27 protein-coding genes are annotated in these 24221 nt (G+C 52.9%); 13 read left to right on the top strand and 14 right to left on the bottom strand.

The window, feature by feature from the left end:
• Nucleotides 1-1263, bottom strand: coding sequence for a DNA (cytosine-5-)-methyltransferase (gene dcm, locus AACZ19_RS08060; RefSeq protein WP_339632783.1), 1263 nt, complete (start codon nucleotides 1261-1263; stop codon nucleotides 1-3).
• A 199-nt stretch (nucleotides 1264-1462) separates the two neighbouring features.
• Complete coding sequence (locus AACZ19_RS08065; protein ID WP_339632785.1) at nucleotides 1463-2602, bottom strand: integrase arm-type DNA-binding domain-containing protein; 1140 nt, start codon at nucleotides 2600-2602, stop codon at nucleotides 1463-1465.
• Nucleotides 2603-2897: 295 nt separating this feature from the next.
• Here AACZ19_RS08065 and AACZ19_RS08070 point away from each other — a divergent pair, with 295 nt between their 5' ends.
• Nucleotides 2898-3419, top strand: coding sequence for a prepilin peptidase (locus AACZ19_RS08070; protein WP_339632788.1), 522 nt, complete (start codon nucleotides 2898-2900; stop codon nucleotides 3417-3419).
• A gap of 11 nt (nucleotides 3420-3430) precedes the next feature.
• Here AACZ19_RS08070 and AACZ19_RS08075 read toward each other — a convergent pair whose 3' ends face one another.
• Genes AACZ19_RS08075 through AACZ19_RS08085 form a run of 3 tightly spaced genes read right to left on the bottom strand, consistent with a single transcriptional unit; the run spans nucleotide 3431 to nucleotide 5172 of the window.
• Nucleotides 3431-3859, bottom strand: a complete 429-nt coding sequence (locus AACZ19_RS08075) for a response regulator (RefSeq protein WP_339632790.1) — start codon at nucleotides 3857-3859, stop codon at nucleotides 3431-3433.
• A gap of 12 nt (nucleotides 3860-3871) precedes the next feature.
• Nucleotides 3872-4411 carry a hypoxanthine phosphoribosyltransferase gene (gene hpt / locus AACZ19_RS08080; RefSeq protein WP_339632792.1) on the bottom strand — a complete coding sequence of 180 codons (540 nt, stop codon included), beginning with the start codon at nucleotides 4409-4411 and terminating at the stop codon, nucleotides 3872-3874.
• Between the two features lie 53 nt (nucleotides 4412-4464).
• Complete coding sequence (locus AACZ19_RS08085; protein WP_339632794.1) at nucleotides 4465-5172, bottom strand: DUF3426 domain-containing protein; 708 nt, start codon at nucleotides 5170-5172, stop codon at nucleotides 4465-4467.
• Between the two features lie 124 nt (nucleotides 5173-5296).
• Between AACZ19_RS08085 and ftsE the strand changes: the two genes are divergently transcribed.
• The 7 genes from ftsE (at nucleotide 5297) to AACZ19_RS08120 (ending at nucleotide 11636) form a co-directional block, all read left to right on the top strand.
• On the top strand, nucleotides 5297-5995 hold the full coding sequence (gene ftsE, locus AACZ19_RS08090; RefSeq protein WP_339632796.1) for a cell division ATP-binding protein FtsE: 699 nt from the start codon (nucleotides 5297-5299) through the stop codon (nucleotides 5993-5995).
• A complete protein-coding gene (locus AACZ19_RS08095) occupies nucleotides 5992-6879 on the top strand; it encodes a hypothetical protein (protein WP_339632798.1) in 888 nt (295 codons plus the stop codon). Before ftsE ends, AACZ19_RS08095 begins: the two co-directional genes overlap by 4 nt.
• Before the next feature lies 1 nt (nucleotide 6880).
• Nucleotides 6881-7426, top strand: a complete 546-nt coding sequence (locus AACZ19_RS08100) for an HAD-IIIA family hydrolase (RefSeq protein ID WP_339632800.1) — start codon at nucleotides 6881-6883, stop codon at nucleotides 7424-7426.
• 3 nt (nucleotides 7427-7429) lie between these two features.
• Entirely contained in the window at nucleotides 7430-8011 is a 582-nt protein-coding gene (locus AACZ19_RS08105; protein WP_339632802.1) for a YdcF family protein, read from the top strand.
• A gap of 21 nt (nucleotides 8012-8032) precedes the next feature.
• The gene (locus AACZ19_RS08110) at nucleotides 8033-8761 is read left to right on the top strand and encodes a lysophospholipid acyltransferase family protein (RefSeq protein ID WP_339632804.1); all 729 of its coding nucleotides are present in this window, start codon (nucleotides 8033-8035) and stop codon (nucleotides 8759-8761) included.
• Between the two features lie 87 nt (nucleotides 8762-8848).
• A complete protein-coding gene (locus AACZ19_RS08115) occupies nucleotides 8849-11179 on the top strand; it encodes an adenosylcobalamin-dependent ribonucleoside-diphosphate reductase (protein ID WP_339632806.1) in 2331 nt (776 codons plus the stop codon).
• A 28-nt stretch (nucleotides 11180-11207) separates the two neighbouring features.
• On the top strand, nucleotides 11208-11636 hold the full coding sequence (locus AACZ19_RS08120; protein WP_339632808.1) for a VOC family protein: 429 nt from the start codon (nucleotides 11208-11210) through the stop codon (nucleotides 11634-11636).
• Nucleotides 11637-11659: 23 nt separating this feature from the next.
• Here the strand turns inward: AACZ19_RS08120 and AACZ19_RS08125 are convergent, their stop codons facing one another.
• The gene (locus AACZ19_RS08125; protein ID WP_339632810.1) at nucleotides 11660-12262 is read right to left on the bottom strand and encodes a gamma-glutamylcyclotransferase; all 603 of its coding nucleotides are present in this window, start codon (nucleotides 12260-12262) and stop codon (nucleotides 11660-11662) included.
• Nucleotides 12259-13167: a DMT family transporter gene (locus tag AACZ19_RS08130; RefSeq protein WP_339632812.1), complete on the bottom strand. Its 909-nt coding sequence runs from the start codon at nucleotides 13165-13167 to the stop codon at nucleotides 12259-12261. The genes AACZ19_RS08125 and AACZ19_RS08130 overlap by 4 nt, the downstream gene beginning before the upstream one ends.
• Before the next feature lie 99 nt (nucleotides 13168-13266).
• On the opposite strand from AACZ19_RS08130, the gene AACZ19_RS08135 reads away from it, so the two are divergent.
• Entirely contained in the window at nucleotides 13267-14313 is a 1047-nt protein-coding gene (locus AACZ19_RS08135) for a DUF2125 domain-containing protein (RefSeq protein WP_339632815.1), read from the top strand.
• A gap of 5 nt (nucleotides 14314-14318) precedes the next feature.
• Here the strand turns inward: AACZ19_RS08135 and AACZ19_RS08140 are convergent, their stop codons facing one another.
• From AACZ19_RS08140 to AACZ19_RS08150, 3 genes are read right to left on the bottom strand one after another with little or no spacing between them, the layout of a single operon-like run.
• Entirely contained in the window at nucleotides 14319-15260 is a 942-nt protein-coding gene (locus AACZ19_RS08140) for a prephenate/arogenate dehydrogenase family protein (RefSeq protein ID WP_339632816.1), read from the bottom strand.
• Nucleotides 15261-15263: 3 nt separating this feature from the next.
• Nucleotides 15264-16352 (bottom strand): histidinol-phosphate transaminase, encoded by a 1089-nt coding sequence (gene hisC, locus AACZ19_RS08145; RefSeq protein ID WP_339632817.1) that lies wholly within the window; start codon nucleotides 16350-16352, stop codon nucleotides 15264-15266.
• 20 nt (nucleotides 16353-16372) lie between these two features.
• Nucleotides 16373-17239, bottom strand: a complete 867-nt coding sequence (locus AACZ19_RS08150; RefSeq protein WP_339632818.1) for a chorismate mutase — start codon at nucleotides 17237-17239, stop codon at nucleotides 16373-16375.
• Between the two features lie 164 nt (nucleotides 17240-17403).
• On the opposite strand from AACZ19_RS08150, the gene AACZ19_RS08155 reads away from it, so the two are divergent.
• On the top strand, nucleotides 17404-18549 hold the full coding sequence (locus AACZ19_RS08155; protein WP_339632820.1) for a homoserine O-acetyltransferase: 1146 nt from the start codon (nucleotides 17404-17406) through the stop codon (nucleotides 18547-18549).
• Nucleotides 18546-19184, top strand: coding sequence for a methionine biosynthesis protein MetW (gene metW / locus AACZ19_RS08160; RefSeq protein WP_339632822.1), 639 nt, complete (start codon nucleotides 18546-18548; stop codon nucleotides 19182-19184). Before AACZ19_RS08155 ends, metW begins: the two co-directional genes overlap by 4 nt.
• Here metW and AACZ19_RS08165 read toward each other — a convergent pair.
• Nucleotides 19181-19945, bottom strand: coding sequence for a methyltransferase domain-containing protein (locus AACZ19_RS08165; RefSeq protein ID WP_339632824.1), 765 nt, complete (start codon nucleotides 19943-19945; stop codon nucleotides 19181-19183). The two genes, metW and AACZ19_RS08165, sit on opposite strands and share 4 nt — an antisense overlap.
• 69 nt (nucleotides 19946-20014) lie before the next feature.
• Here AACZ19_RS08165 and gloB point away from each other — a divergent pair, with 69 nt between their 5' ends.
• Together gloB and AACZ19_RS08175 are read left to right on the top strand one after the other, a co-directional pair.
• Nucleotides 20015-20785, top strand: a complete 771-nt coding sequence (gloB, locus tag AACZ19_RS08170; RefSeq protein WP_339632826.1) for a hydroxyacylglutathione hydrolase — start codon at nucleotides 20015-20017, stop codon at nucleotides 20783-20785.
• Between the two features lie 3 nt (nucleotides 20786-20788).
• Nucleotides 20789-21232 (top strand): cupin domain-containing protein, encoded by a 444-nt coding sequence (locus tag AACZ19_RS08175; protein WP_339632827.1) that lies wholly within the window; start codon nucleotides 20789-20791, stop codon nucleotides 21230-21232.
• On the opposite strand, the gene AACZ19_RS08180 is transcribed toward AACZ19_RS08175, so the two are convergent.
• The 3 genes from AACZ19_RS08180 to AACZ19_RS08190 form a co-directional block, all read right to left on the bottom strand.
• Nucleotides 21229-22137, bottom strand: coding sequence for an EamA family transporter (locus AACZ19_RS08180; RefSeq protein WP_339632829.1), 909 nt, complete (start codon nucleotides 22135-22137; stop codon nucleotides 21229-21231). The genes AACZ19_RS08175 and AACZ19_RS08180 overlap by 4 nt on opposite strands.
• Before the next feature lie 92 nt (nucleotides 22138-22229).
• On the bottom strand, nucleotides 22230-22952 hold the full coding sequence (gene phbB, locus AACZ19_RS08185) for an acetoacetyl-CoA reductase (protein WP_339632831.1): 723 nt from the start codon (nucleotides 22950-22952) through the stop codon (nucleotides 22230-22232).
• Nucleotides 22953-22982: 30 nt separating this feature from the next.
• The gene (locus AACZ19_RS08190; protein ID WP_339632833.1) at nucleotides 22983-24152 is read right to left on the bottom strand and encodes an acetyl-CoA C-acetyltransferase; all 1170 of its coding nucleotides are present in this window, start codon (nucleotides 24150-24152) and stop codon (nucleotides 22983-22985) included.
• Nucleotides 24153-24221 lie beyond the last annotated feature (69 nt).

Genomic DNA, 24221 nt, shown 5'->3' on the forward strand with positions numbered 1-24221 from the left:
TTATTCTGCAGCGTCTGGTAATAGCTTTGACTGCTCAGGGCTTTCATCCACGATAAAAGGTTTCATGTGTCGGGCTATTGCTTCTATAACCGGGACAACAACCGAGTTTCCAAACTGTTTGTAAGCCCGTGTGTCGGATACCGGTATGATCATTTCCGACTTGCGCCCCTTGTCATATCCCATAAGGCGAGCACACTCTCGCGGAGTAAGCCGTCTTGGATTCATACCATCCTGCCTGATCAGAATTTCGCTGCCATCCTTGTAATATCGTGCCGATAGGGTTCTTGCCTTGTCCTCTGGTCCATTTAGGCCATATCCGAATCCGTTACCCGCTGCCTTGTGTTTCTTGGCATAATTCTGGAGATACTCCCACAATTTGTCAGTCAGGGTGTACTTAGGGTTTACGAAAGATCTGGTGTTGCTACCGACATCGATCGCAGGAAGTGTATAGTCGCCTTCCGGTTCTTCGCTCTCGTCATGCAGGATTGAGCCCAAAGCCGGACCACTCTGAGGATTGACAAAATTCAGCTTATCAAAGTTGAAACCGCTTTTGTTTCTGAAGCCTACAATGAAAATACGCTCGCGGTGTTGGGGCACATATCCCTTGGCGTCAATAATTTTAACTGAGGTATGGTAGCCAAGTGCATGAAGGGCATCCATGATGGTCTTGAAGGTGTCACCCTTATTGTGATTTTTCAAATTTTTCACATTTTCCAGAAGAAATGCCCTGGGCTCATGGTATTCCAGAATTCTCAGGACATCATAGAACAGGGTGCCTTGAGTTTTGTCCTCGAATCCATGCGCACGACCGAGTGCCTTCTTTTTCGAGACGCCAGCAATGCTGAAAGGTTGGCAAGGGAAGCCTGCAAGCAGGACTTCGTGTTTGGGGATATCAGCGGGATTAACCTTTGTGATGTCTCCTGTGATATGATGATCGTCATGGAAATTTGCGCGATATGTACGCTGCGCATATTCATCCCATTCGCATGTATAGATGCATTTACCGCCAACTGCCTCAAAACCGCGGCGGATACCGCCAATTCCTGCAAACAGGTCAATGAACCTGAAATCAGGATGCGGGTTGCGAAAACTCTTTTTGTATTCGAGTTTGTCTCGGAGAATTTCAAAGCAATGTTTCTTTGGCTCGATCTCACCATTTTCCCAGCGATAGATGGTCTTTACATTTACGCCTAACAGGTGAGCAACCTCCTCAACAGACAAGGCATTCTGCTCACGCAACTCACGAAAATCCAACTCTTGCATCGTCTCTCTCTGAATTTCTTGCTGGGACATATTTTGACATTTTGGGGAGATTAACACCCAGAAGTTAGAGTGTAAAGTCTGATTGTTCTGATTTTGTTCTATTTTGGCAGGTAATTTCAAACCGGCACTTTCAGAGCAAAGCCGTTACAATTTTCAGTCATTGGCAGCATCTTCGTGACACCAATGAATGCTTCTCCAATTAATTTACCAAAAAGAACTCCCACTTCCCCATCAGTCTTTTCCGCTTCTCAAACCTATCAGACCGCTGATAAGCCCGTACGATGCTAGAATCCACCTGATGCCCCAAGGCAGCCTCCTTCACATCAAACTCAGCATCGGTTTGTTCTTCCACCCAGGTCCGGAATGTCGCTCTGAAGCCGTGAGGGCGGGCATCATAGCCTTCGCGCTCCATAAAGCGGGACATGGTGGCGTCGGACATTGGTTTTCCGCTGATAGACGGAAACAGCAGCTTTTGACTATCACTTTGCTTCGCTTGCTTGATGACCGCTAATGCTTCTGTCGTTAGAGGGATACGGTGGGCTTTGCCGGTTTTAGTTCGTTCTGGCGGCAGTGACCAGACATCCCCCTCTATCTCGTCAAACGTCGCAAACCGTATTTCGCTTGTCCGTGCCGCTGTGAGCATCAAAAAGCGAAGAGCGTAGCAGGATTGCAGATCCTTTGTTTTGAGCCATTTATAAAACTTCGGGGCTTCCTCATAGGGGAGGGACGGAATATGAGACGGCGTATGGCGTTGTTTGCCTAAAAGCGCCTGTGCCTTCATCACCGCCTGCAAATCCACATCCAGCCCAAGGGCGGCCGCATGCTTCAAGGTAAGGTTCATGCGGTTCAGGGCTTTGCGAGCAGCGACCGGCTTGTCATGCCAGATGGGCTCCAAATGTTTTTTCAGGATATGCTGGTCAATGGATTCGATTGGCTTCTTGCCAAGCTTCGGCAGGATATGCATCGACAAGGGCGAGAGCCATCTGCCCGCCTTGCCATCATCCTTCAATTCCGCCTGTCTGGCCTCAAAGCAACTCATGACTGCTTCCTTGACGGTTACCTTCTCAATTGGCTGTCGCACCCTCTGTCGTTCTTCGATGGGATCAATACCCTCCCACAATTGCTTGCGGGCAGCAGAGGCTCGCTCCCGGGCTTCAGCAATAGAAACATCGGGCCAGGATCCCAGCCCCATTTCCCTGCGCTTTCCCGATACCGACAATCGCAGCACCCATTTGCCGAATTCCTTGGACCGCTTTATCAGCCATAAACCTTGTCCATCGGCATATTTTCCGGCAGAAAGGTTCCTGGCTTTCATTTGATTCAGCGTTTTATAGATCATCAGTCCACCTTTTTTAGCCTCTTTTGGCCCCCCGTTCAGTCCCCCTTTGGCCTTGTGAAGCAGTGAAATCCTATGTTACACCATGATCAGGAGCATATCCATATTATTGATTTAAAACATGTATTTAGTTACACTATGAGCAGCTATGACTTTTCCAACTCGTGCGGGCCAGGGGCACCATCGAGTTTTCCTCGTGTTGACTTATCCAAACAGAAATTCTTAACGATATGCTAAGATCTGGCCGTTAGGATTCCGGAGAATAATGCTGGTTTCTTGACTGTTGAGGTTACATAAAATGCCTGTCCTGATGATGTCGGCCGGTGGTCTGGTCCTTCTCGCAGCGATCTGGGATGTCTTTTCGCGCCGGATACCAAACCTGCTCCCCCTGATCATTGCCGCTCTTTATTTGTTGCAGGCTGGAATTGCCGGTGACTGGGCGGCGCTTCCCTGGCATTTGCTCTGCGGCGCCGGTGTTCTTGTTGTGGGGATTGTCATTTTCTCGTTCGGTTGGCTTGGCGGCGGCGACGTGAAACTTCTCGCCGCGCTCGCCCTTTGGGCAGGACCGGACCAGCTTCTCCTGCTCTTGCTGATGACATGCCTTGCCGGAGGGGCATTGGCTGTCGTTTATGTCCTGCCAATCATCCTTTACCGAATACCCGCTATATCCGGGCTGATTGACTGGTTTTTCATATCTGTCCTGAAAAAACCGGCGCCACATTTACAGGCCGGCAAAACACTCGGTCTACAACTCCCTTATGGCGTCGCCATTGCCATTGCGGGTTTCGTTGTTTTCTATCAGTTCTTCCGGGTTATGTAGGGGCCGCGACCCTAGTTATCTCTGTCTTTTGCAAGCAACCCTTCATCCGATGTCGTTGCATGCTTTAGAACGCTGCGGTCACTCACCATCGCTTCGGCCACCTTCTCACATATTTCATCAAGGGTGAACGGTTTTGCAATCACGTCATGAATCAGCATTTCGAGATTGTAGGCCCGTTGCCGTTCCGCCGCATAACCGGTCATCATCAATATCCTGACACCCGGGAATTCCTTGGTGACTTTAAGGGCCAGCGCAATACCATCCATGACCGGCATGACAATATCGGTGAGCAACAAGTCGAATGGTTTGGAACTTTGCAGGATGGTCAACGCTTCCGCTCCATCCGCCACAGCAACGACCTCATGACCGTGATGCGTCAGAGCGCGAGTGATAAATTCCCGAAGAGCGGCTTCATCTTCTGCAACTAGAATACGCGCCATATGAAATTCCGTTCAATGCTTGATGATATGACCGATATAGGGAAGTTCCCGATAGTAATGAGCAAAATCCAACCCGTACCCGACGACAAACAAATCCGGACAGTCGAACCCGACAAAATCAGCTTCGAAATCAGAAGTCCGCTTTCCCTTTTTATCAAGCATCAGACAGGTTTTCACCGTTTCTGCGCCCCGGGAAAGGAGCTCCTTTGTCGCAAAAGCCATGGTGCGGCCGGATTCCAGGATATCATCAATCAGTAAAACCTTGCGGCCCTTTACCGTATCGACAATATCACGGGTGATAACCACAGTTCCGCTACTGATCGTTTTATCTCCGTAAGACGACAACGCCATAAAGTCGATTTGCGGGTTAACGCCAGCATGATGCAGGGCGCGAATGAGATCCGCCGCGAAGACAAAACTCCCCTTCAACACCGCAATAACCAGAATATCCGATCCCATGGTTGCCGCGATTTCCTCCGCCAGTTCGTCATTGCGCTTGGCGATATCCGCACTGGCGAACAGAATTTCAATCTCGGGCCTAGCTTCTGCCATGTTCTTCAAATTCCCCAACACTTGCAGATGAAAACCTGCCGATCCAGTTGCATCTAATTTTCCGGGTCGATCAAATCAACTTTGACATTCTTCGCTTCTTCCGGCGGCTGATTCATGCTGGTAGAGAAATCCACCTGACCCCAGGGCATAACCTCGGATTCTTCAACGGTGGTGGTCCAGCTATAAACGCTTTGCCCCGTCTCATCGATAAGCGCGACCTTGATTCTCGGCAAGGCCTGCGGGCTGTCCGTAATATTCTTGATAATGCCGGAAACGGTCAAGGTCGTAACACCATCCTTCAAGACGGATCTGGTCTTGAGGTCATGTATTTCCAAGCCGAGCATATTCTGCGTTTCAACATCTATACGCACATACTGGTAATATTCAGCCGAACCCGGCCAGACCTGCACCACGGCGTTCCGTCCAAAATAGGCGCCGCAAACAAGAGCGCCCAATATCAGAAGGAGGAGGAGCCAAGCAAGCCAACGCCGCTTTTTACCGCTATTTGCCGGGGAAGCATTTCGCGATTGAGCCTTTGTCATCTGCTCAATGCTCATGCCGGACTGTGCTTGTCCCGCGTCCTCCGGTTTAACGTTTTCTTTTTCCAGAGCGTCGGGCGCGACAGGTTTCGGCGTGTCGCCGGGTTGAAATTCCCGCCACTTATGGCCACATTTGGCACATTTTACCGCACGCCCTTCCGGGCCGACGGTAATCGGGTCAATCGAATAACGGGTTGAGCAACTCGGACAAGTTAGAATCATCGGCCAGAAACACCAGCTCACGAATTAAAGTTTCTTTTTTATAGGCGTTTGCTTGGACATGCACAAGACTGGCTGATAAATCTATCATAGTTTATCTTTCGTCGCGTATTTTTAGGAGGACGGATTGGTCAGGTTTGAAAATGTCGGCATGCGCTATGGTCTCGGACCGGAAGTGTTGCGTGATATCAACTTTCACCTGCGTCCGGGGTCTTTTCATTTCCTGACAGGTCCGACAGGTGCCGGCAAAAGCTCCCTGCTGAAACTGCTGGCTCTCTCCCATCGTCCAAGCCGGGGGCTGATCACGCTTTTCAATAAGGAAGTCTCGGGCCTCGCCCGGGATGACCTGCCCGCCATGCGCCGGAAAATCGGCGTTGTTTTTCAGGATTTTCGCCTGCTTGATCATCTTTCCGCTCTTGAGAATGTCGCCTTGCCTCTGAAAATTGCAGGCGCAAAAAATGTCCAGATTTACCAGCATGTCGCCGAACTGCTTGAATGGGTGGGGCTTGGCCGCCAGGTCGACGCCAAACCGCCAACACTTTCCGGTGGCGAAAAACAGCGGGTCGCGATTGCCCGCGCCGTCATAAACCGTCCCCAACTCCTGATCGCGGATGAACCAACCGGCAGCATGGATGCGGAAATGGGCCTTCGATTGATGTATCTGTTTCAGGAACTCAACAAGATCGGCACAACTGTCGTCGTTGCAACCCATGATCTTGAACTCATCAAGCGATTCGGCAACCCGGTCATGTATCTGAAGGACGGTATGCTGACAACCAGCGGCCCAAATCAGACACCGGCTCAGTCCAGCAAGGCCGATACATGATGCAGATTTTTGGAAAATCGGCTGAATTACAGCTCGAAAAAGATGTCTCAACGCGATATCTGCCCGTTGTGATATCCGCCATGATCTTCCTGGCGGCACTGTCAATCGGCGGCCTTTTCTCGCTAAACAATGCCATCAACGACTGGTCGGAGACCCTCACCGGAAACCTCACCGTGGAAATCGCCTTTGACCCGAAGGCAGATCTGGACCAAAAGGTCGAGGATGCCGTCAAGCTTCTCACCAATACGCCGGGAGTTGCCGCCGCCCGCGCCATTGAACGCCATGAAACCCTCAAGCTGCTGGAGCCGTTCCTTGGCAAGAATACAGCCTTGGGCGATTTGCCCGTGCCCCGGCTGATAGAGGTGATTATTGCGCAGGAAAGCGCCATTGACCTTGCCGCACTCAATGAAAAGCTGTCCGAGTCGGTTCCCGGTGCGCGCCTTGACATACATCGTCCCTGGCTGGACAAGATGGTTCTACTTGGACGTTCCATACAGCTGCTTGCCGCCGCCATCATGCTACTGATTGGTGGCGTGACAGTGATTATCGTCATATTTGCCGTGCGCACCGGCCTTATCATGCATTCAGAAGTCATACAGGTTCTTCACCTGATTGGCGCGCGAGACAACTATATTGCGGAGCAGTTCCAGAACTATTTTTCACGACTCAGTTTTCTCGGTGCCCTGCCCGGCCTTATCGTCGCCATCATTGTCATGTTTGTTTTCAATTTTCTGGTCGGTTCGCTTGAGGCCTCGATGTTGCCGCCCTTGTCTGTTGGTATTGAAGGGATAATTGCCTTGTTATTGCTCCCCATCCTTGTTGCCCTGCTCACTAAATATACGGTGCGGTTGGTCGTCCTGAAATCGCTTGGCCGGATGATGTAGGATGCTGGTTTTGCTGGACAGGGATGGCGTAATTAATGAGGACCGGGCAGATTTCGTCAAATCCCCGGCCGAACTGATTTTTATTCCGAAAGCTCTGGAAGCAATTGCACGGCTTAATGGCCACGGGCATAAACTGGCTGTTGTTACCAACCAGTCCTGTATCGGGCGCGGCATCATCAATGAAGATCAACTTGATTCTATTCACGGAAAGCTGCGCGATGCCCTGGCGAAAGTGGCCGGGCGGCTTGATGATATAATCATCGCACCGGATGCCCCCTGGGCGGCAACGGAGCGGCGAAAACCGGGTCCGGGAATGCTGATAGAGGCGATGCGGAAATTCAATATGCTTCCTGCCGAAACTGTTTTAATTGGCGATAGCGAACGGGACATTGAGGCGGCTAAATCCGCTAGCTGCCACCGAATTCTCGTGCAAACGGGAAAGGGGAGAAAAACCCTGGCGGATGGCCTGAAGCGTCATTTGATGCCAGTCCATATCGCAGCTGATTTGGACGAAGCGGCGAATTTCATTCTTGAAGGAAGGTTCTAGAGCATGCCCTTCGGTATAAGAGGTGTTTTAGCAACCCTGTTCATTTTACTCTGCCTCTGGCTGGGTGCCTTTCTGACTTTTATGGCAGAAGTCAGCGATGTGATGCCAACGCCACCGCAAAAGGTTAGCGGCATAGTCATATTGACGGGCACCCCCGCCCGGCTGACGGCCGGATTTGACCTGCTTAAGGACAATGAAGGGGCAAGATTGCTCGTCTCCGGTGTAAATTCCAAAGTTACACGTGAAACATTACGTCAGGCGACAGGGCAGAGTCAGGAACTTATGAATTGCTGCGTTGATCTGGGGCGGCTCGCCCGGAACACAGTCGGCAACGCCTATGAAGCATCACTTTGGGCAAAATCCCACAACTTCAACAGCTTGGCGATTGTCACCAGCGCCTATCACATGCCGCGTAGCCTCGTTGAATTGAAACGGGAGATGCCGGACGTCAAACTTATTGCGTATCCGGTGGCAAGTGATACGCTCGAACTAACCGGCTGGTGGAAAAACCCGCGAGCCTTTATGGTGGTTGCCGGTGAGTTTAACAAATATGTTTTCAGTCTTGTCCGGGCCCGGCTCGATTAACCTCTGCCGAAAGAGAGTTTTGTGACACAACTGCGTTCCCTTGGCTTTTTCATTTGCTTTTTTGCCTGGTCGGTCGTCATGAACCTGGCCTTCCTGCCCGCTCTGCCCTTTGACCGGAAATGGATTGTCCTCGGGCAGCGTATCTGGACCAATGGAATTGTTTTTCTGCTTCAGAGTATTTGCGGTCTTCGCCTGGAAATCCGCGGGGCGGAATATTTACCCAAGGGCGCCGCGCTACTGGCAGCAAAACACCAGTCCGCCTTTGAAACCATGATTTTTCACCGGATTACGGATGATCCCGCTGTTGTTCTCAAAAAAGAGCTCCTGAACATCCCGGTTTATGGCTGGTACTGCCGCAAAACGAAGATGATTGCCGTCGATCGCAAGGGCCATGCCGCGGCGTTAAAATCGATGCTAACGCAGGCACAGCAGGCGATCGAAGATGAGCGGCCTATCATCATCTTCCCCGAAGGTACCCGTTCACCTTTGGATGAGGACTTGCCGTTTCAGCCCGGCATTGCTGCGCTATATACGAAATTGCAACAACCGGTCACCCCGATCGCTCTTAACACCGGGCTTTTCTGGCCACGGAAAAGCTTCTTCTGCCGACCCGGCGTAATGGTCATCGAATTTCTTCCGCCAATCGAAGCGGGCCTTGATCGCAAAGTCTTTATGAAAGAGCTGAAGGAACGTATCGAGACAAAAACCCAAGCGCTTGTTGCCGAAGGGCGCGAGAAGTATCTTTCGTAACGCTAATCACGCACTTTAAATTTTGCGCAATGTTCCTTTGAGACTATATTTAAAGATAGATTGAATTTACAGAATACGAGGTGCCTCATGCCACCCGTTGCGCCCATTTCCCAACAGATCTGGGATATGAAATACCGGCACAGATCCGCCGACGACAGTAACAAGGAACGCTCAATCGACGATAGCTGGCGGCGCGTTGCCAAAGCCATGGCCGAAGTTGAGCCGGCCGAATCCCGCAAAAAATGGGAAGACCGTTTTTACGCTCTTCTCGAAGACTATAAATTCCTGCCCGCAGGGCGTATCTTGTCAGGCGCGGGGACGAAGCGGAAAGTCACCCTGTTTAACTGCTTCGTCATGGGTGACATTGGCGATGACATGTCTTCCATCTTCGATAACCTGAAGGAAGCCGCGCTGACCATGCAGCAGGGCGGGGGGATTGGCTATAATTTCTCGACCCTAAGACCGAAAGGCGCCCCTGTGCACGGCATGGGATCGGATGCCTCTGGCCCGCTCAGCTTTATGGATGTGTGGGACAGCATGTGCCGCACGATCATGAGCGCGGGCTCCCGCCGCGGTGCCATGATGGCAACGATTCGGTGTGACCACCCGGATATCCTCGACTTTATCAAGGCAAAGCAAGACCCCGGACGCCTCCGGATGTTCAATCTCTCGGTTCTGGTAACGGATGCGTTTATGGAGGCGGTCAAGAAGGATGACGCGTGGGAACTCCGCTTTGACGGAACGGTGTACAATACAGTTCAGGCCCGCGATCTTTGGAACGAGATTATGCGCGCAACCTACGCCTTCGCGGAGCCGGGCGTCATCTTTATCGACCGCATCAACGCCCGGAACAATTTATATTATTGCGAGACCATAACCGGCACCAATCCATGCGGGGAACAGCCGCTACCTCCTTATGGCGCCTGCCTTTTGGGATCTGTCAACCTGACCAAAATGGTGACGAAGCCATTTGAGAAAAAAGCCACTATCGATATGGATAAACTTGATGGCGTGGTGAGAGACGCCATCCGCTTGATGGACAATGTGATCGATGTGTCCGGTTATCCCCTGTCCGAGCAAGTAAACGAAGCCCGGACAAAACGACGGATCGGACTGGGGATTACCGGGCTCGCCGACGCGCTGATCATGTGCGGCGTACGCTATGGCTCTGAAAAATCTCTCGATCTCTCCCGCAAGTGGATGACGCAGATCCAGCGTTCCGCCTATCTTGCCTCCACCGAACTTGCGAAGGAAAAGGGAGCGTTCCCGCTCTATGACAAGGAAAAATATCTTGCTGGCGAGACAATCCAGAAACTCGACAAGGATGTACAGAAAGCCATCGCTGAAAATGGAATACGAAACGCCCTTGTGACCTCGGTCGCGCCGACGGGAACCATTTCATTGCTGGCTGACAACGTCTCAAGCGGGATCGAACCGGTCTTCAGTTTTTCCTACACGCGCAACGTGCTGATGCCCGATGATAGCCGCAAGACGGAGGAAGTAACCGATTATGCGCTTCGGCTTTTCCGGCGATTGAAAGGCGAAGATGCTCCGCTGCCCGACTACTTCGTGGATGCGCAGGTTCTAACGCCGCCGGACCATGTGCGTATGCAGGCAGCCGTGCAGGACTATATCGACAGTTCCATTTCCAAAACCATTAACTGCCCCGAGGACATCAGCTTCGAAAATTTCAAGGATATTTATCTTCAGGCCTATGAGCAGGGCTGCAAGGGCTGCACAACCTATCGGCCCAACGATATTACCGGAGCCGTCCTTGAGGTGAAGAAGGAAAGCGATATCACCGCTCAGCCGGACTTGCCACTGCAAGAACCATTCTCCACACCCGATGACAGCTTTGAGGCGGGCGGAATAGTCTATATGACCAAGCCGCTGGACCGCCCCGGCACACTTCCGGGACAGACCTATAAGCTGCGCTGGCCGGAGAGCAATCACGCCATATATATAACACTGAATGACATTATTCAGGACGGACGGCGACGTCCTTTCGAGATTTTCATCAACTCCAAGAATGTCGAACATTTTGCCTGGACCGTCGCCCTCACCCGGATGATCTCCGCTGTTTTCCGCCGGGGCGGCGATGTCAGTTTTGTTGTCGGGGAGTTGAAGGCCGTTTTCGATCCGCGCGGCGGGGCCTGGGTGAAAGGGAAATATGTTCCCTCTCTTCTCGCGGCGATTGGCGAGGTCATCGAAACCCATATGATTCAGATCGGCTTCTTACCTCCCGCCGGAGAGATAAAGGACAAGGCGAGCGAGGCAGTCTCAAAAGTCGTGGTTGACGGGGAAAGCAAGCCAAAAGAGGGTCTGTTGCGTCAATGCCCGCAATGCGGGGAAGCGGGCTTGCTGAAAATTGAAGGCTGCGATACCTGCACGGCTTGCGGTTATTCCAAATGCAGCTAATGGCGGATATTCTTTAACGGAGATACACATGACGGAAAAAACCATCCGCCCCTTTCATCTGGCCTTTCCTGTCGATGACCTTGAGGCAGCGCGTACATTCTATAAAGGCCTCCTCGGTTGCGGCGAAGGGCGCAGTTCTGCAGATTGGGTAGACTTTGATTTTTATGGCCATCAAATCGTTGCGCATCTTGCACCGGAGGAAATTGGTACAGCCAAGACCAGTGCCGTCGACGGGCATGGCGTACCCTGCCGTCATTTCGGCCTGGTCATGGACATGGAAAACTGGCAGGAAGCCGCGGACCGCCTTACCGGCGCGGGCGTTGAATTTGTAATTGAACCCTATATCCGCTTCAAAGGAGAGCCGGGCGAGCAGGCAACAATGTTCTTTACCGACCCGGCGGGCAATGCCATCGAGTTGAAGGCATTCAGAAACCTGGATCAACTCTTCGCCAAGTAGCGAAAATTGCCGGCAACATGCCCCTACATCTCGCGTTCAATCAGATTCAGAATGCGATGAAGGGGTCCATCTGCGATGCCGAATTCATCAAGATGCTCCAGCGTGCTTTTTAAATAATCTACATTGGGACCACCGCGGCCATGGGCGCGGGCAATAATTCTCGCGGCCTCTTCCAATGCGGGTTTGCCGCAATATTGCGCGTGAGATGGATCGGCAACAAAAGTCAGCGCTGGCGCCATGACGCCTTCAGCCAACAGCTTGATCCTGACCATTTTCGGCCGGTAAACACTGGTGACCATTTCACGCCGGTAAAGATAGTCGATGACGGGTTCACGTATATCGGCAGGGCAGAGAATGCCTTTCCCGCGGCACGAACCTCCCCGATCAAGGCCAAGTACAAGACCCGGATTTTCGGGTGTGCCGCGATGGACAACCGACGATACGCAGAACGCCCGGTGATACCCGAATAGCCGCGCATCACGGATCCCCAGATGATCAAATCCCGGCCGCCACATCAGAGACCCATATCCAAAAATCCAGAGATCCTCTCCGTCCGGTAAGTCTGGCAAGGGATAATCGACGGGAGGGAGGTCCGGTTCCAGTTCCAAGTCAAATTTCCGTGTCATATAGCGCTCGTCTTCTTCCGTTGATAGTTGACCAACGCGACACCAACTGCCGCAACCGCCATGCCGATCAGAGAAAGAATTCCCAATTGTTCGTCGAAAAGGAAATAGGCAACCACCGCCGTACAGGGCGGGGTCAGGTAAAACAGGCTGGAAACATTTGCCGCGGCCCCGCTCCGCAGCAACAGATACAACAGCGTCATGGCGCCAAGCGACAGAACGAACACCAGCCAAAGCAGCGCAAAGATTAGCTCACCGGACCAGACAATATGTCCCGTCTCGAAAATATGGGAGGTGATGAAAAAATACACCCCTGCCACGGCGAACTGGATCATATTGCCACTTTTGATGTTCATATTTGAGCAGAATCGCTTCTGATACAGGGTCCCGGCCGCAATACAGAAAAGCGCGATGAAGGAGAAACTCATCGCGAAGTAGGTTCCTTCCCCCAAAGAAAGTTTATTGAAAACAACGAGGAAGACACCGGCGAGACCCAGTAACAATCCGATCCATTTCTGAAGGGTCACATTCTCATTCAACAAAAATCCTGCAAGAGCCGCTACGATCAGGGGTTGTATCCCGACAATAAGCGCAGAGATACCTGCTGGTGTCCCATAGCTGATGGACAGAAAGACGAAGCCAAGATATCCGCCATGCATCAGAAGGCCGCCAACAGAGATATGGAAATAATCCTGCCCGCGGGCGGGCCAATGGGTCCGCGTGAACAGGACGACTGGCACCATCAACAAAAAGCTGATGGCGAACCGGATTGAGAGAAAGTTCAAGGGCTCGATATAGGGAAGGCCCAATTTCGCGCCGATAAAGCCCGTACTCCATAGAAACACAAAAACGAAAGGCATCGCTTTCAGATATAGCGTTTCATGCAGGGGAGCATTGGGGTTTGTCATAAGATACGAAGGCTCCGGAGGCCGAAAATTCAGTGACAGTTACTGTCCTTTCTATATAGAGTGCCATGCAGTTTCACAAGCAATCAACCCGGACTTTAAATGCGTATCCTGTACAGCGGAATTTTGGCACTGATCGTTATTTCGGGCAGCTATGTCTATTGGTGGCATTATGTCGCTGACCGGTTGGTGGATCTCGCCAACAACTGGCGAGAGCAGCGTATCAGTGAGGGATATGATGTCACCCATGATCCTCTGGTGACGTCCGGCTTTCCCTATCGGATAAAAGTAACGGCAGAGAATCTCACTCTCACTAATCCGACACATATACAGGCTCCCTCGATTAAAATTCCTGAGTTCTGGGCGGTGGTTCAGCCGTGGCAGATTAATCATGTTATTTTTGGCGCTGATGGAGATGGAAAGGCCCGTTGGCAGGAGAATGGAGAAGAAAGGACACTCAATTTTTCGTCAACATCCGCATTGGGGAGTGCGACATTCAGCCTTCAGGGACGCCTGCAAACCCTTGCTCTCGATATCAAGGAGCTTGATGCCCTGCCGTCCTGGCGCCCTCCGGTTACCGCACAAAGAGTACAGCTTCATGGACGGCCAACGCCGCCCCGGGACAATGAAGCCGAAGACAAAAAACCGCAGCTTGCCGCGCAACAGATTGTTCTTCGCGCTGATGACATAACCGTCGACGGCATGGCGGATTTTCCGCTTGGTGAGCATATAGAGGACTTTTCCATTTCCACCATTTTACATGGAAAGATTCCACGCCTGCCTGCGGCGGATACGCTTGCCATCTGGCAAGACAATGGGGGTTATGTCGATATTGAGGCGCTGAATATCAAATGGGGCGAAAGCGCCATGACGGGAGAAGGCGCAATTGCCCTTGATGACAGGATGCGCCCAATCGGCAAGCTCGAGACCCGCATTTCCGGTTACGGGGCAATACTCGCGGCCCTGACCGACTCTCGACAACTTGATGCCCAGACAGCCCGCACAATCGGGTTTGGACTAAACCTGCTCTCGCGTGAAGATAAGGACGGCAAGCGTTATATTGCCCTGCCCTTGTCCGCGCAGGATGGCGGGATGTATCTCGGCCCGGTTTTCCTGATGCGGCTCGGCTCCGTCATCGGAAGCAACTAACCGCTTCAGGATTTCTTGGGCAACTCTTCCGCTTTATGCGCACGGCCAAAATCAGGCTCCGGCGTTTCCTGGCCTGCATCGATAATCTGCCGCCGGATCGCCCGCGTGCGCGAAAAGATATTAAACAGTGTCTCACCATCATCGCGCCGGATAGCTCGCTGTAACGCGGTCAGATCTTCGGTAAAACGACCCAGCATCTCCAGTACAGCCTCCTTGTTGTGCAGGAAAACATCCCGCCACATGGTTGGATCGGACGCCGCGATACGGGTAAAGTCCCGGAAACCACCGGCGGAATATTTAATGACTTCTGACTGGGTGACATCTTCCAGATCGTCCGCCGTGCCGACAATATTATATGCAATCAAATGCGGAATATGCGAGGTAATGGCCAGCACCAGGTCATGATGCTCGGGGTCCATAATTTCCACCTTGCTACCCATCGCCGACCAGAAAGCTGTCAATTTCTCGACTGCCGCCTCGCTTGCTTTTCCGCAAGGTGTCAAAATAAGCCAACGATTGATAAAGAGCTCCGCAAACCCCGCCGCCGGGCCTGACTTTTCCGTCCCCGCAACCGGATGGCCCGGGATAAAGTCGACACCCTCCGGCACATGGGGTCCGATGGCGTCGACCACTGCACTTTTAACCGAGCCCACATCGGAGAGAATGGCGCCTTTCTCAAGCACCGGCGCAACCTGTTCCGCCAGCTTGCCATAGGTGCCAAGCGGGGTGCAGAAAATCACCAGATCCGCGCCCTTGACTGCGTCAATCGGATTCTCATACGCCACATCGACAATCCCCAGCTCCTTGGCGACGCGGCGGCTGTCCGCCGTGCGGGCCGCACAGACGATTTCATCGGCGAGACCGTTCTTGCGTGCCGACCGGGCGATCGAAGAGCCGATCAAGCCGATCCCGACAAGAGCCAGTCGTTTGAATTTCACTTCCGTCATAATCTATTTCCCGAGAAACGCCCGGAGCGCCTCTATCACTGCGTGGTTCTCATCGTCCTGCCCGATCGTCATGCGCAGGCAATTGGGCAGGCCATATCCGGCCACAGCCCGCAGCAACAATCCCTGATCCGCCAGATACGCCTCGGCATCCACCGCCGACTTACCGCTGCCATCGAAATCGAGAAGCAAAAAATTTCCAACGCTCGGAGTCACTTCCAGGCCCATTCCACGGAAACTTTGCGTCAGTATCGGCAACCACTTGTCATTATGCTTCCGCGCTTTTTCAATATGCGCCTGATCCCGCACCGCCTCAACGCCTCCGGCCTGAGCCAGCGCGTTGACATTAAACGGTCCGCGCACACGATTAAGGACATCAACAATCGCAGGCGGGCAATATGCCCAGCCGAGGCGCACCGCCGCAAGCCCGTATATTTTCGAGAATGTCCGGGTCATGACAACATTGTCATGAGCCTCCACCATCTCTATACCGGCCCGATAATCTTCCCGTGTCACATATTCCGCATAAGCAGCATCAAGAACCAGCAGAATGTCGTCGCGCAGCCCATCCCTCAAGCGCTCGACCTCCGACTGCGGTATATAGGTTCCTGTCGGGTTATTCGGATTGGCAAGGAACACAATCTTCGTTTGTTCCGTCACCGCCGCGAGCAGGCTGTCAACGTCGGTTGTCCGGTTCACCTCCGGCGCCTTGACCGGAGTGGCCCCGGAAACAGTCGCTGAAATGGCATACATCAGAAATCCATACTCCGGGAACAACACCTCGTCATCCGGCCCGACATAGGCGGTATTCAGCAGGGAAATCAGTTCATCAGATCCGTTGCCACAAACAATGCGCGCCGGGTCAATATTATGAACCTCGGCAATTGCTTCGATCAGGAGTCTGGAGCCACCATCCGGATAGCGATGTCCATCGGTCAGCACAGCCTCAATCGCAGCCACAGCTTTGGGGCTCGGTCCGAGTGGAGACTCGTTCGAAGAGAGCTTCGCAACCGTCTGCCTCTCACCTGCCTTTGATTTACCGCCAACATAGGGTGAAATGGTCATAATACCTGGCTGTGGGACCGGTGTCGTCATAGCACTTCTTTCAACTGGGATTACGTAATTGACTGCTGAATGGGAACGGCATAAGCACCGAGGATAACCGCCTTGATAAACCCGTCTCCGTTTATCTTGCCAAGTTCCTCAAGACGCGGGTCATTTTTCGCCACAAATTCCGGCATTTCAATAAGATGTAGCCAGTCACCATCGCCCGTGTCCGGTGAACGGGAGTCAGCGCAATAGCCCTTAAGGCCTGCCTTGACGAGATTTTCATTAAGGCGGGCGCGGCTTACTTCATCACGGGTGGCAACCACCATCAAGGTCACGTCATCACCGGAGGGTTCCGGCTCCGCCTGCCCGATAACCAATGAGTTCAGGTCTTCAAAACCGCCAGAGGGATTGTCCAGAAACGGCAATGCCGCAAGAATCTTGGGAACATTTTCCCCGCCCTGCGCAAGCTGCATCCACCAGATATCCCGCTCCCGGGAGAGCCAAGGCAGGACACCCAGTGTCGTCGGATTTTCGTATACTTCACGGAGAACCACCGTCGGGAGCTGATAAAGCTTCATCGGTGTGGCAGAGCCAAAGTGAAATCGTGCGAGATCCCAATAGCCGACGGATTTATCCGGCGCTGTAATGGAAACGGAATAGGGCCGCTGCATCGCACCTACAGCGGAAATAAGCTCCCGCCAGATCGCGGCGATAACCGTATCGGAGAGCTTGCTGGAATGAGTCTTCAGAATGTTTCGAAGAATGGATGCCTCTCTGCCCGGACGAAAGGCAATTGCCTTGCCATCATCCTTCTTTGCCGCGGCGATATCCTCAACGATGGCAATGCGCTTCTCCAGAACCGAAAGAAGTTCCGCATCCAGCCGATCGATTTCAGCCCGAAGTGCTTCCAGTTTAGTATTTGTTATTGTCACTTTAGTTACCTGAATAAACAGACCATTTCGTCAAAATTGGACCACAAAGCCCGTTAATTGGCAAAGAATATATTGACAGACCTCGCCTCGCCGCACTAGCTAACAGCAAAGTCATGCAAAACAAAGATTTTTCTAATCCAATTTAGGCAAAAAGAGAAATAAACGTGTCCGCAAATCCACCACATTCCGGTAATCATTCCGTTGTTCTCGCAACGGAAACACCCTTACCGCTTGATTGTGGCATCTCGTTGGAGGCCGTCAGCATAGCCTATTGCACCTATGGAAAATTAAATGCGGACAAGTCAAATGCTATCCTGATCTGCCATGCGCTGACAGGCGATCAGTTTGCCGCCAGCCGCCAGCCGTTGACCGGCAAAAATGGCTGGTGGGACCTTATGATCGGTCCGGGGAAAGTTCTGGATACCGATAAATATTTCATCGTCTGCAGCAATGTGTTGGGGGGGTGCATGGGCACAACCGGCCCGAAGGATACGGATCCCAAAACCGGCAAACCCTACGGTCTGAACTTCCCGATCATCACGATTGCAGATATGGTGCGGGCGCAGGCCCTTTTGCAGGATTATCTTGAAATAGAAAGCTGGTTCTGCGTCATCGGCGGATCCATGGGCGGCATGCAGGCCTTGCAATGGGCAAGCACCTATCCCGATCGGGTTTTCAGCGCCATTCCCATCGCCTGTGCCGCCCGGCATTCTGCGCAGAACATTGCGTTTCATGAAGTCGGGCGGCAGGCTGTCATGGCCGACCCGAACTGGCAGAGCGGCAATTATTACGCAAGCGAAGAAAAACCGACAGCCGGCCTCGCCGTCGCCCGCATGGCGGCACATGTAACCTATTTGTCAGAAGCGGCTTTGCATCGTAAATTTGGCCGGAATTTACAGGACCGGGATAATCTGACATACGGCTTTGACGCGGATTTTCAGGTAGAGAGCTACCTCCGCTATCAGGGCATTAATTTTGTCGATCGGTTTGATGCGAACTCCTATCTCTACATTACCCGTGCCATGGACTATTTCGACCTGGTGGAAGATCACGGCGGCTCCCTCGCCAATGCATTTGAAGGAACAAATACACGCTTCTGTATTGTTTCCTTCACCAGCGACTGGTTGTTCCCGACATCAGAGAATAAGGAGATCGTTCATGCGCTGATTGCCGCGGCGGCGAATGTGAGTTTTGTCGAGGTTGAGACGGACAAGGGGCATGACGCCTTTCTGCTGGATACGCCAGAGATGTTCAAAACCATTGACGGCTTTCTGCGATCATCTGCCAAGAGTCGGGGCTTGCCATCATGAACGATCCGATTAAGTTTATCCCGAAACGGGATATCCGTGTCGACTGGCAGCTTATTGCCGATATGGTTGAACCGGGAAGCCGGGTTCTTGACGTTGGGTGCGATGACGGACAGCTGCTTGCGCATCTTGCAGAGACAAAAGATGTTGACGGACGCGGACTTGAGCTTAGCCAGCACGGCGTGAACATATGCGTTTCCAATGGTCTTTCCGTGGTGCAGGGAAACGCGGATACTGATCTGGTCTATTACCCTGATGACAGTTTCGATTACGCTATTTTAAGTAAAACACTGCAAACCACCCATCAGCCACATGTCGTCCTGGAACAGCTCTTGCGCATCGGCAGGCGGGCTATCGTGTCCTTTCCCAACTTTGCCTATTGGCGATGCCGGGCATATCTGACGGTCAAGGGGCGCATGCCGATGACCAATTCACTTGATATTCCCTGGTATGAAACCCCGAATATCCATTTTTGTACTCTAAAAGATTTCACAGCGCTTTGCGAACAGATGGATGTGAAGATTGAGCAATCTGTCATCGTCAAGGCCTCCGGCAAGGTCATGACGCGTGCCTCCTACGGCAAATTTGCCAATTTCTTCGGCGCGGACTGTATCTTCATGTTGTCCAAGAAAGACTAGCTGTCTTTTATAATATTTCCAGCCTCACGTCTGGCGATTACTGGCCGTGCCGCAGGCAAAATTACCGGGCGCTGTCGCACCTTCCGTTCTGGCAGTGCCGTTAGGGCATATACCTGCTTCTCCGCCTCCATCAGCCGAACGCCACTGAAATGGCCCCACCATTTCTCGCCGATATTTTCCCAGGCTTGTGCGAGCCGTAAGTTAATTCGCCATTTGCTTGGCGGCATGTATAGCGCGCCTTGAAGCTCCCCGGGCGTAAAGCTGTTATCGCGCAGCAGCCGGTTGAGCTGTTTATCGCTATAAGGATGGCCATAGCCAAACGGCGTATTCTCCGTCCGCGCCCACAACCCACGCCGCCCCGGCACTACGACCAGAAGCTTGCCCGTTGACGTCAGCACGCGCCAGAGCTCCTGCATAATTGGATCGACATCCGTCGTATTTTCGAGGCCATGCACCCAGATGATCCGGTCGATCGACGAATCAGGCAGCGGCAATGTCCGCTCATCGACAAGACTGACAAGACTGCCCCCTTCCCGCGGCCACTGGATCACGCCCTGTTGTAGCGGCATGAAGGAGATTACCCGCTCCGTCTCAGACCGGAAGGAATTAAGATAGGGAGTGGCATATCCAACACCGAGAACACGAAAATTCTTCAGGTCCGGCCACATCAGTCTGATTTTACGGCCAATCGTCCGCCGCACCACCTGTCCGAGAGGGCTGTGGTAAAAATTCCGCAAATCAATAACATCAGGTCTTATCATAGTGTTATACTGCCATAAATTATGAGAATGGACACTTAACAAAAACACGAAATTCCGAAAGAGCACATTATGAGCAAGCTGGAAATTCACCAAATTCCTGTTCTGAGCGACAATTATGTTTATCTCTTCCGCGACCCCGTCAGCGACCAAGTCGGTGTCGTTGATCCGGCGGTCAGTGAACCGGTTCTGAAAAAGCTAAAGGAGCTTGGCTGGAAGCTTACCCATATCATCAACACCCACCACCATCCGGACCACACGGGCGCCAATCTGGAACTGAAAGAAAAAACCGGCTGCACCATCGTCGGCGCAAAGAATGACGCCGCGCGCATTCCGGGCATCGATGTCCAGGTGGAGGAAGGCGATATTTTCGAGTTTGGCAGTCAACGCGCAGAAGTCTACGAGGTTCCCGGACATACCGTCGGGCATATCGCCTACTGGTTCGAGGAGTCTGACGCGTTATTTTGCGGCGATACTCTCTTTGCCCTTGGATGCGGTCGTCTGTTTGAAGGAACTCCGGCGCAGATGTGGGACAGCATCGGTAAATTCCGTGCCTTGCCGGATGACACGAAAGTCTATTGCGCCCATGAATATACCGAGGCCAATGGCCGGTTTGCCCTCTCTGTCGACCCCAAGAACGCAGCGCTTAAGCGGCGATTCAACGAGATCCTCGAATTGCGGAAAAAAAAGCTCCCGACTGTTCCTTCCACCCTCGGCGAGGAAAAGCAAACCAACCCTTTTATGCGCGCCGATGATCCGGGCCTGCAGACCGAACTCGCATTGTTGGGCGCCGATCCGGTGGAGGTCTTCGCCGAAACCCGTCGCAGGAAGGATAATTTCTGACCGATGGCCCGTGAACAGACAGCAGCGGATATCATACAGCGCCTCGGGATGCAGCCGCACCCGGAAGGCGGCCATTTCGTGGAAACCTTTCGTGACGAGATGACATTACCGGATCAGAACCGGGCAATTTCCACCGCAATCTATTATCTGTTGGAGAAGGGAGACTATTCACACTGGCACCGGGTTGATGCCGTCGAAATCTGGCACCATTACGCAGGTGCCCCGCTTACGCTGACAATCGCCGCAGACGACGCGCCGGCGGATGAGTGGATTTTGGGAACCGATATGGTGGCGGGGGAGCGGCCACAGCTTGTTATCCCGCGCGGGTATTGGCAGTCGGCCCGATCGCGAGGGTCGTGGACCCTTGTTGGCTGTACCGTTGCACCCGGATTCGAGTTTGAAGGCTTCGAGATGGCGCCAAAAAGCTGGTCGCCAGGCGATAGCTAGTCGGGTGTGCCACTCGACAACAGGGAACGCAGCAAATTCAGGGAGCCCACAAGCGCGCCAATTGTAATAAGAAGACACCCGAAGATCAGCGACCAGGAGAAGGTTGCAACGCCCATCGCCAGCAAAATCAAAGTCGATAACAAGGGCGAGAGATAGGACAGAACGCCGAGGGACTGGATATCCCCATGCTTCATGCCCCGATCCCACAGGAAGAAAGCGGCCCCCACGGGCCCGAGCCCCAAACCCAAAACGGAAATCCATTGCAATGCATCCTGGGGCCATAACGTCGCCTCAAACAGGAGATGGGCGCCGCATGACAAAATGGCGGTAATGCCGCAAAATAGCCCAATGACGTCGGAGGAAACAGCCGCATATCGACGGCTCAGAACCGAATAGCCGGACCATATAAAGGCACAGCAGATGGCTGCAAGATAGCCGATTGTGTATTCTGATTGAAGCTCGAACGCCGCGCCTTTGGTGATCAGCAAACCCGCGCCCGCCAGACTGATCAAAGCGCCCACAAAATGGAACCAGTAAAACCTCTCATCCGGGAGCAGGGTGGAAAAAAGCACGATCAACAACGGCCATAAATATGCGATCAGGCTCGCCTCCGCTGCCGGGGCATTTTTAAGGGCCAGAAAGTAGAAGAAATGGTAGCCAAACAATCCGGCAACGCCGAGCACCCAGAGAGACGGCGGGATACGAAAGAATCTCCGCACATTCTGCCGGTAGAACACCCATTTCAGGGACACGCCGCAAAAAGCGATCAGGAACGTCATCGCTGTAAGCTGAAAAGGTGGAATTTGCGCTGTACCCGCCGTAAACAGTGCCAGCAATGCCCAGAGCAGGATTGCGCCGAGTCCGCAAAGGCTCGCAACCGTACTTCTTTCAACCTGCTTGTTCATGATTTTACCGCGAGAATCCTGACAAAAAGAAATGGCATGATCGACCGCGCCGCATCATGCCACTCCTGTAATTCGCCGTAAAGCCGTGACTATCAGTACATATGCTGTCCGCCGTTGATGGACAGGGTCGAGCCGGTAATAAAGCCGGCATCATCCGCCGCGAGGAAGCAGACACCACGGGCAATTTCCGACGCCTGGCCAAGACGCCCGACCGGAATACCGGCGACAATTTTCGCCAGCACATTTTCCGGAACGGCAGCAACCATATCCGTGTCGATATATCCCGGCGCGATCGCGTTGACGGTGATGCCCTGCGCAGCCCCTTCCTGTGCCATGGCCTTTGTGAAGCCATGGATGCCGGATTTCGCCGCAGCATAATTGACCTGGCCATATTGTCCGGCCTGGCCATTGATGGACCCGATATTGATCACACGACCGAACTTGCTGGCCCGCATGTCCTCAATCGTCGCCCGGCACATATTGAAGCAGGAGCCGAGATTGGTGTCGATGACCTTTTGCCAGTTTTCAGGATCCATCCGATGCAGCGTGCCATCGCGGGTGATCCCGGCATTATTGACAACAATCTCGATGGGTCCAAGTTCCGCCTTGACCTTGGCAACGCCTTCCATACAGGCATCAAAATCAGAGACGTCCCATTTATAGGCGGAGATACCGGTCCGGTTTGAGAAGTCCCTGGCCCGCTCGTCATTTCCGCCATAGTTTGCCGCAACCTTATAGCCTTTCTCATGCAACATGATGGAGATTGCCTCCCCAATCCCTCTTGTTCCACCTGTTACAATTGCTACTCTCGACATTATCTGCTCCCTTTAGATATCTAAGTAAGTCTACCGCTCGACGCACATGGCAATGCCCATGCCACCACCAATACATAGGGTTGCAAGGCCCTTGTGTGCGTCACGTTTCTGCATCTCATGCAACAATGTCACCAGAACCCGGGCACCCGATGCCCCGATAGGATGACCGATGGCGATTGCGCCACCGTTCACATTGACCTTGTCTGTGTCCCAGCCAAGATCCTTATTCACTGCACAGGCTTGCGCGGCGAAGGCCTCATTCGCTTCGACGAGATCAAGGTCATCTTTCGTCCAGCCCGCTTTTTCGAGGGCCGCGCGACTTGCCGGAATTGGGCCCGTCCCCATGATGGCAGGATCAACGCCGCTTTGTGCCCAGGAAACAATCCGCACAAGGGGTTTGAGTCCCTTGGCTTCGGCCGCTTCTGCCGTCATCAGGACAACGGCTGCCGCACCATCATTGATGCCGGAGGCATTCCCTGCCGTAACCGAGCCATCCTTCGCGAAAGCTGGACGCAAACCGCTCAGTTTTTCAACGGTTGTTCCGCCGCGAATATATTCATCCTGGTCAACAACCACATCCCCCTTGCGGGTTGATATTGTAACCGGCACAATTTCGTCCTTGAATCGCCCGGATGCCTGTGCCTCTGATGCTTTCCTCTGTGAGTTCGCCGCAAATTCATCTTGTGCATCGCGGGTGATCTGCCATTTCGCCGCTACATTTTCCGCTGTATTACCCATATGGTAGCCGTGGAAAGCGTCGATCAAACCATCTTTGAGCATTGTGTCGGTAAATTCAAGCGGGCCCATTTTCTGACCATTTCGCAAATGCGCGCAATGTGGTGCCCGGCTCATGCTTTCCTGACCTCCGGCGATCACAATTTGCGAATCGCCATTGAGTATGGCCTGATATCCAAGGGCCACTGCCCTGAGGCCTGAACCGCAAAGCTGGTTTACTCCCCATGCCGGCACCTCATAGGGAACACCCGCGTTGACGGACGCTTGCCGCGCCGGATTCTGACCTTCACCGGCGCTCAATATCTGGCCGAGGATAACCTCGGAGACTTCAGACGCCTCAATCTGGGATCGTGACAACGACTCCTTGATAACAATTTCACCTAACTGATGAGCCGAAAGCGGAGACAGCGCACCATTGAAGGAACCGACAGGCGTCCGCACAGCACTGGTAATGACAACGTCCATGATTTATTTCTCCTATATACCGATTTTGTAATTATAATTCAAAAATCACCTCGCATGAGAAATTTTAAA

The organism is uncultured Sneathiella sp. (genome assembly GCF_963973085.1).
Classification (GTDB): domain Bacteria; phylum Pseudomonadota; class Alphaproteobacteria; order Sneathiellales; family Sneathiellaceae; genus Sneathiella.

Excerpts from the sequence above, each read along its gene's own strand:
- dcm (WP_339632783.1), bottom strand. The coding sequence starts at position 1,263 with ATGCAAGAGTTGGATTTTCGTGAGTTGCGTGAGCAGAATGCCTTGTCT.
- AACZ19_RS08065 (WP_339632785.1), bottom strand. The coding sequence starts at position 2,602 with ATGATCTATAAAACGCTGAATCAAATGAAAGCCAGGAACCTTTCTGCC.
- AACZ19_RS08070 (WP_339632788.1), top strand. The coding sequence starts at position 2,898 with ATGCCTGTCCTGATGATGTCGGCCGGTGGTCTGGTCCTTCTCGCAGCG.
- AACZ19_RS08075 (WP_339632790.1), bottom strand. The coding sequence starts at position 3,859 with ATGGCGCGTATTCTAGTTGCAGAAGATGAAGCCGCTCTTCGGGAATTT.
- hpt (WP_339632792.1), bottom strand. The coding sequence starts at position 4,411 with ATGGCAGAAGCTAGGCCCGAGATTGAAATTCTGTTCGCCAGTGCGGAT.
- AACZ19_RS08085 (WP_339632794.1), bottom strand. The coding sequence starts at position 5,172 with ATGATTCTAACTTGTCCGAGTTGCTCAACCCGTTATTCGATTGACCCG.
- AACZ19_RS08095 (WP_339632798.1), top strand. The coding sequence starts at position 5,992 with ATGATGCAGATTTTTGGAAAATCGGCTGAATTACAGCTCGAAAAAGAT.
- AACZ19_RS08100 (WP_339632800.1), top strand. The coding sequence starts at position 6,881 with ATGCTGGTTTTGCTGGACAGGGATGGCGTAATTAATGAGGACCGGGCA.
- AACZ19_RS08105 (WP_339632802.1), top strand. The coding sequence starts at position 7,430 with ATGCCCTTCGGTATAAGAGGTGTTTTAGCAACCCTGTTCATTTTACTC.
- AACZ19_RS08115 (WP_339632806.1), top strand. The coding sequence starts at position 8,849 with ATGCCACCCGTTGCGCCCATTTCCCAACAGATCTGGGATATGAAATAC.
- AACZ19_RS08120 (WP_339632808.1), top strand. The coding sequence starts at position 11,208 with ATGACGGAAAAAACCATCCGCCCCTTTCATCTGGCCTTTCCTGTCGAT.
- AACZ19_RS08125 (WP_339632810.1), bottom strand. The coding sequence starts at position 12,262 with ATGACACGGAAATTTGACTTGGAACTGGAACCGGACCTCCCTCCCGTC.
- AACZ19_RS08130 (WP_339632812.1), bottom strand. The coding sequence starts at position 13,167 with ATGACAAACCCCAATGCTCCCCTGCATGAAACGCTATATCTGAAAGCG.
- AACZ19_RS08135 (WP_339632815.1), top strand. The coding sequence starts at position 13,267 with ATGCGTATCCTGTACAGCGGAATTTTGGCACTGATCGTTATTTCGGGC.
- AACZ19_RS08140 (WP_339632816.1), bottom strand. The coding sequence starts at position 15,260 with ATGACGGAAGTGAAATTCAAACGACTGGCTCTTGTCGGGATCGGCTTG.
- hisC (WP_339632817.1), bottom strand. The coding sequence starts at position 16,352 with ATGACGACACCGGTCCCACAGCCAGGTATTATGACCATTTCACCCTAT.
- metW (WP_339632822.1), top strand. The coding sequence starts at position 18,546 with ATGAACGATCCGATTAAGTTTATCCCGAAACGGGATATCCGTGTCGAC.
- AACZ19_RS08165 (WP_339632824.1), bottom strand. The coding sequence starts at position 19,945 with ATGATAAGACCTGATGTTATTGATTTGCGGAATTTTTACCACAGCCCT.
- gloB (WP_339632826.1), top strand. The coding sequence starts at position 20,015 with ATGAGCAAGCTGGAAATTCACCAAATTCCTGTTCTGAGCGACAATTAT.
- AACZ19_RS08175 (WP_339632827.1), top strand. The coding sequence starts at position 20,789 with ATGGCCCGTGAACAGACAGCAGCGGATATCATACAGCGCCTCGGGATG.
- AACZ19_RS08180 (WP_339632829.1), bottom strand. The coding sequence starts at position 22,137 with ATGAACAAGCAGGTTGAAAGAAGTACGGTTGCGAGCCTTTGCGGACTC.
- phbB (WP_339632831.1), bottom strand. The coding sequence starts at position 22,952 with ATGTCGAGAGTAGCAATTGTAACAGGTGGAACAAGAGGGATTGGGGAG.
- AACZ19_RS08190 (WP_339632833.1), bottom strand. The coding sequence starts at position 24,152 with ATGGACGTTGTCATTACCAGTGCTGTGCGGACGCCTGTCGGTTCCTTC.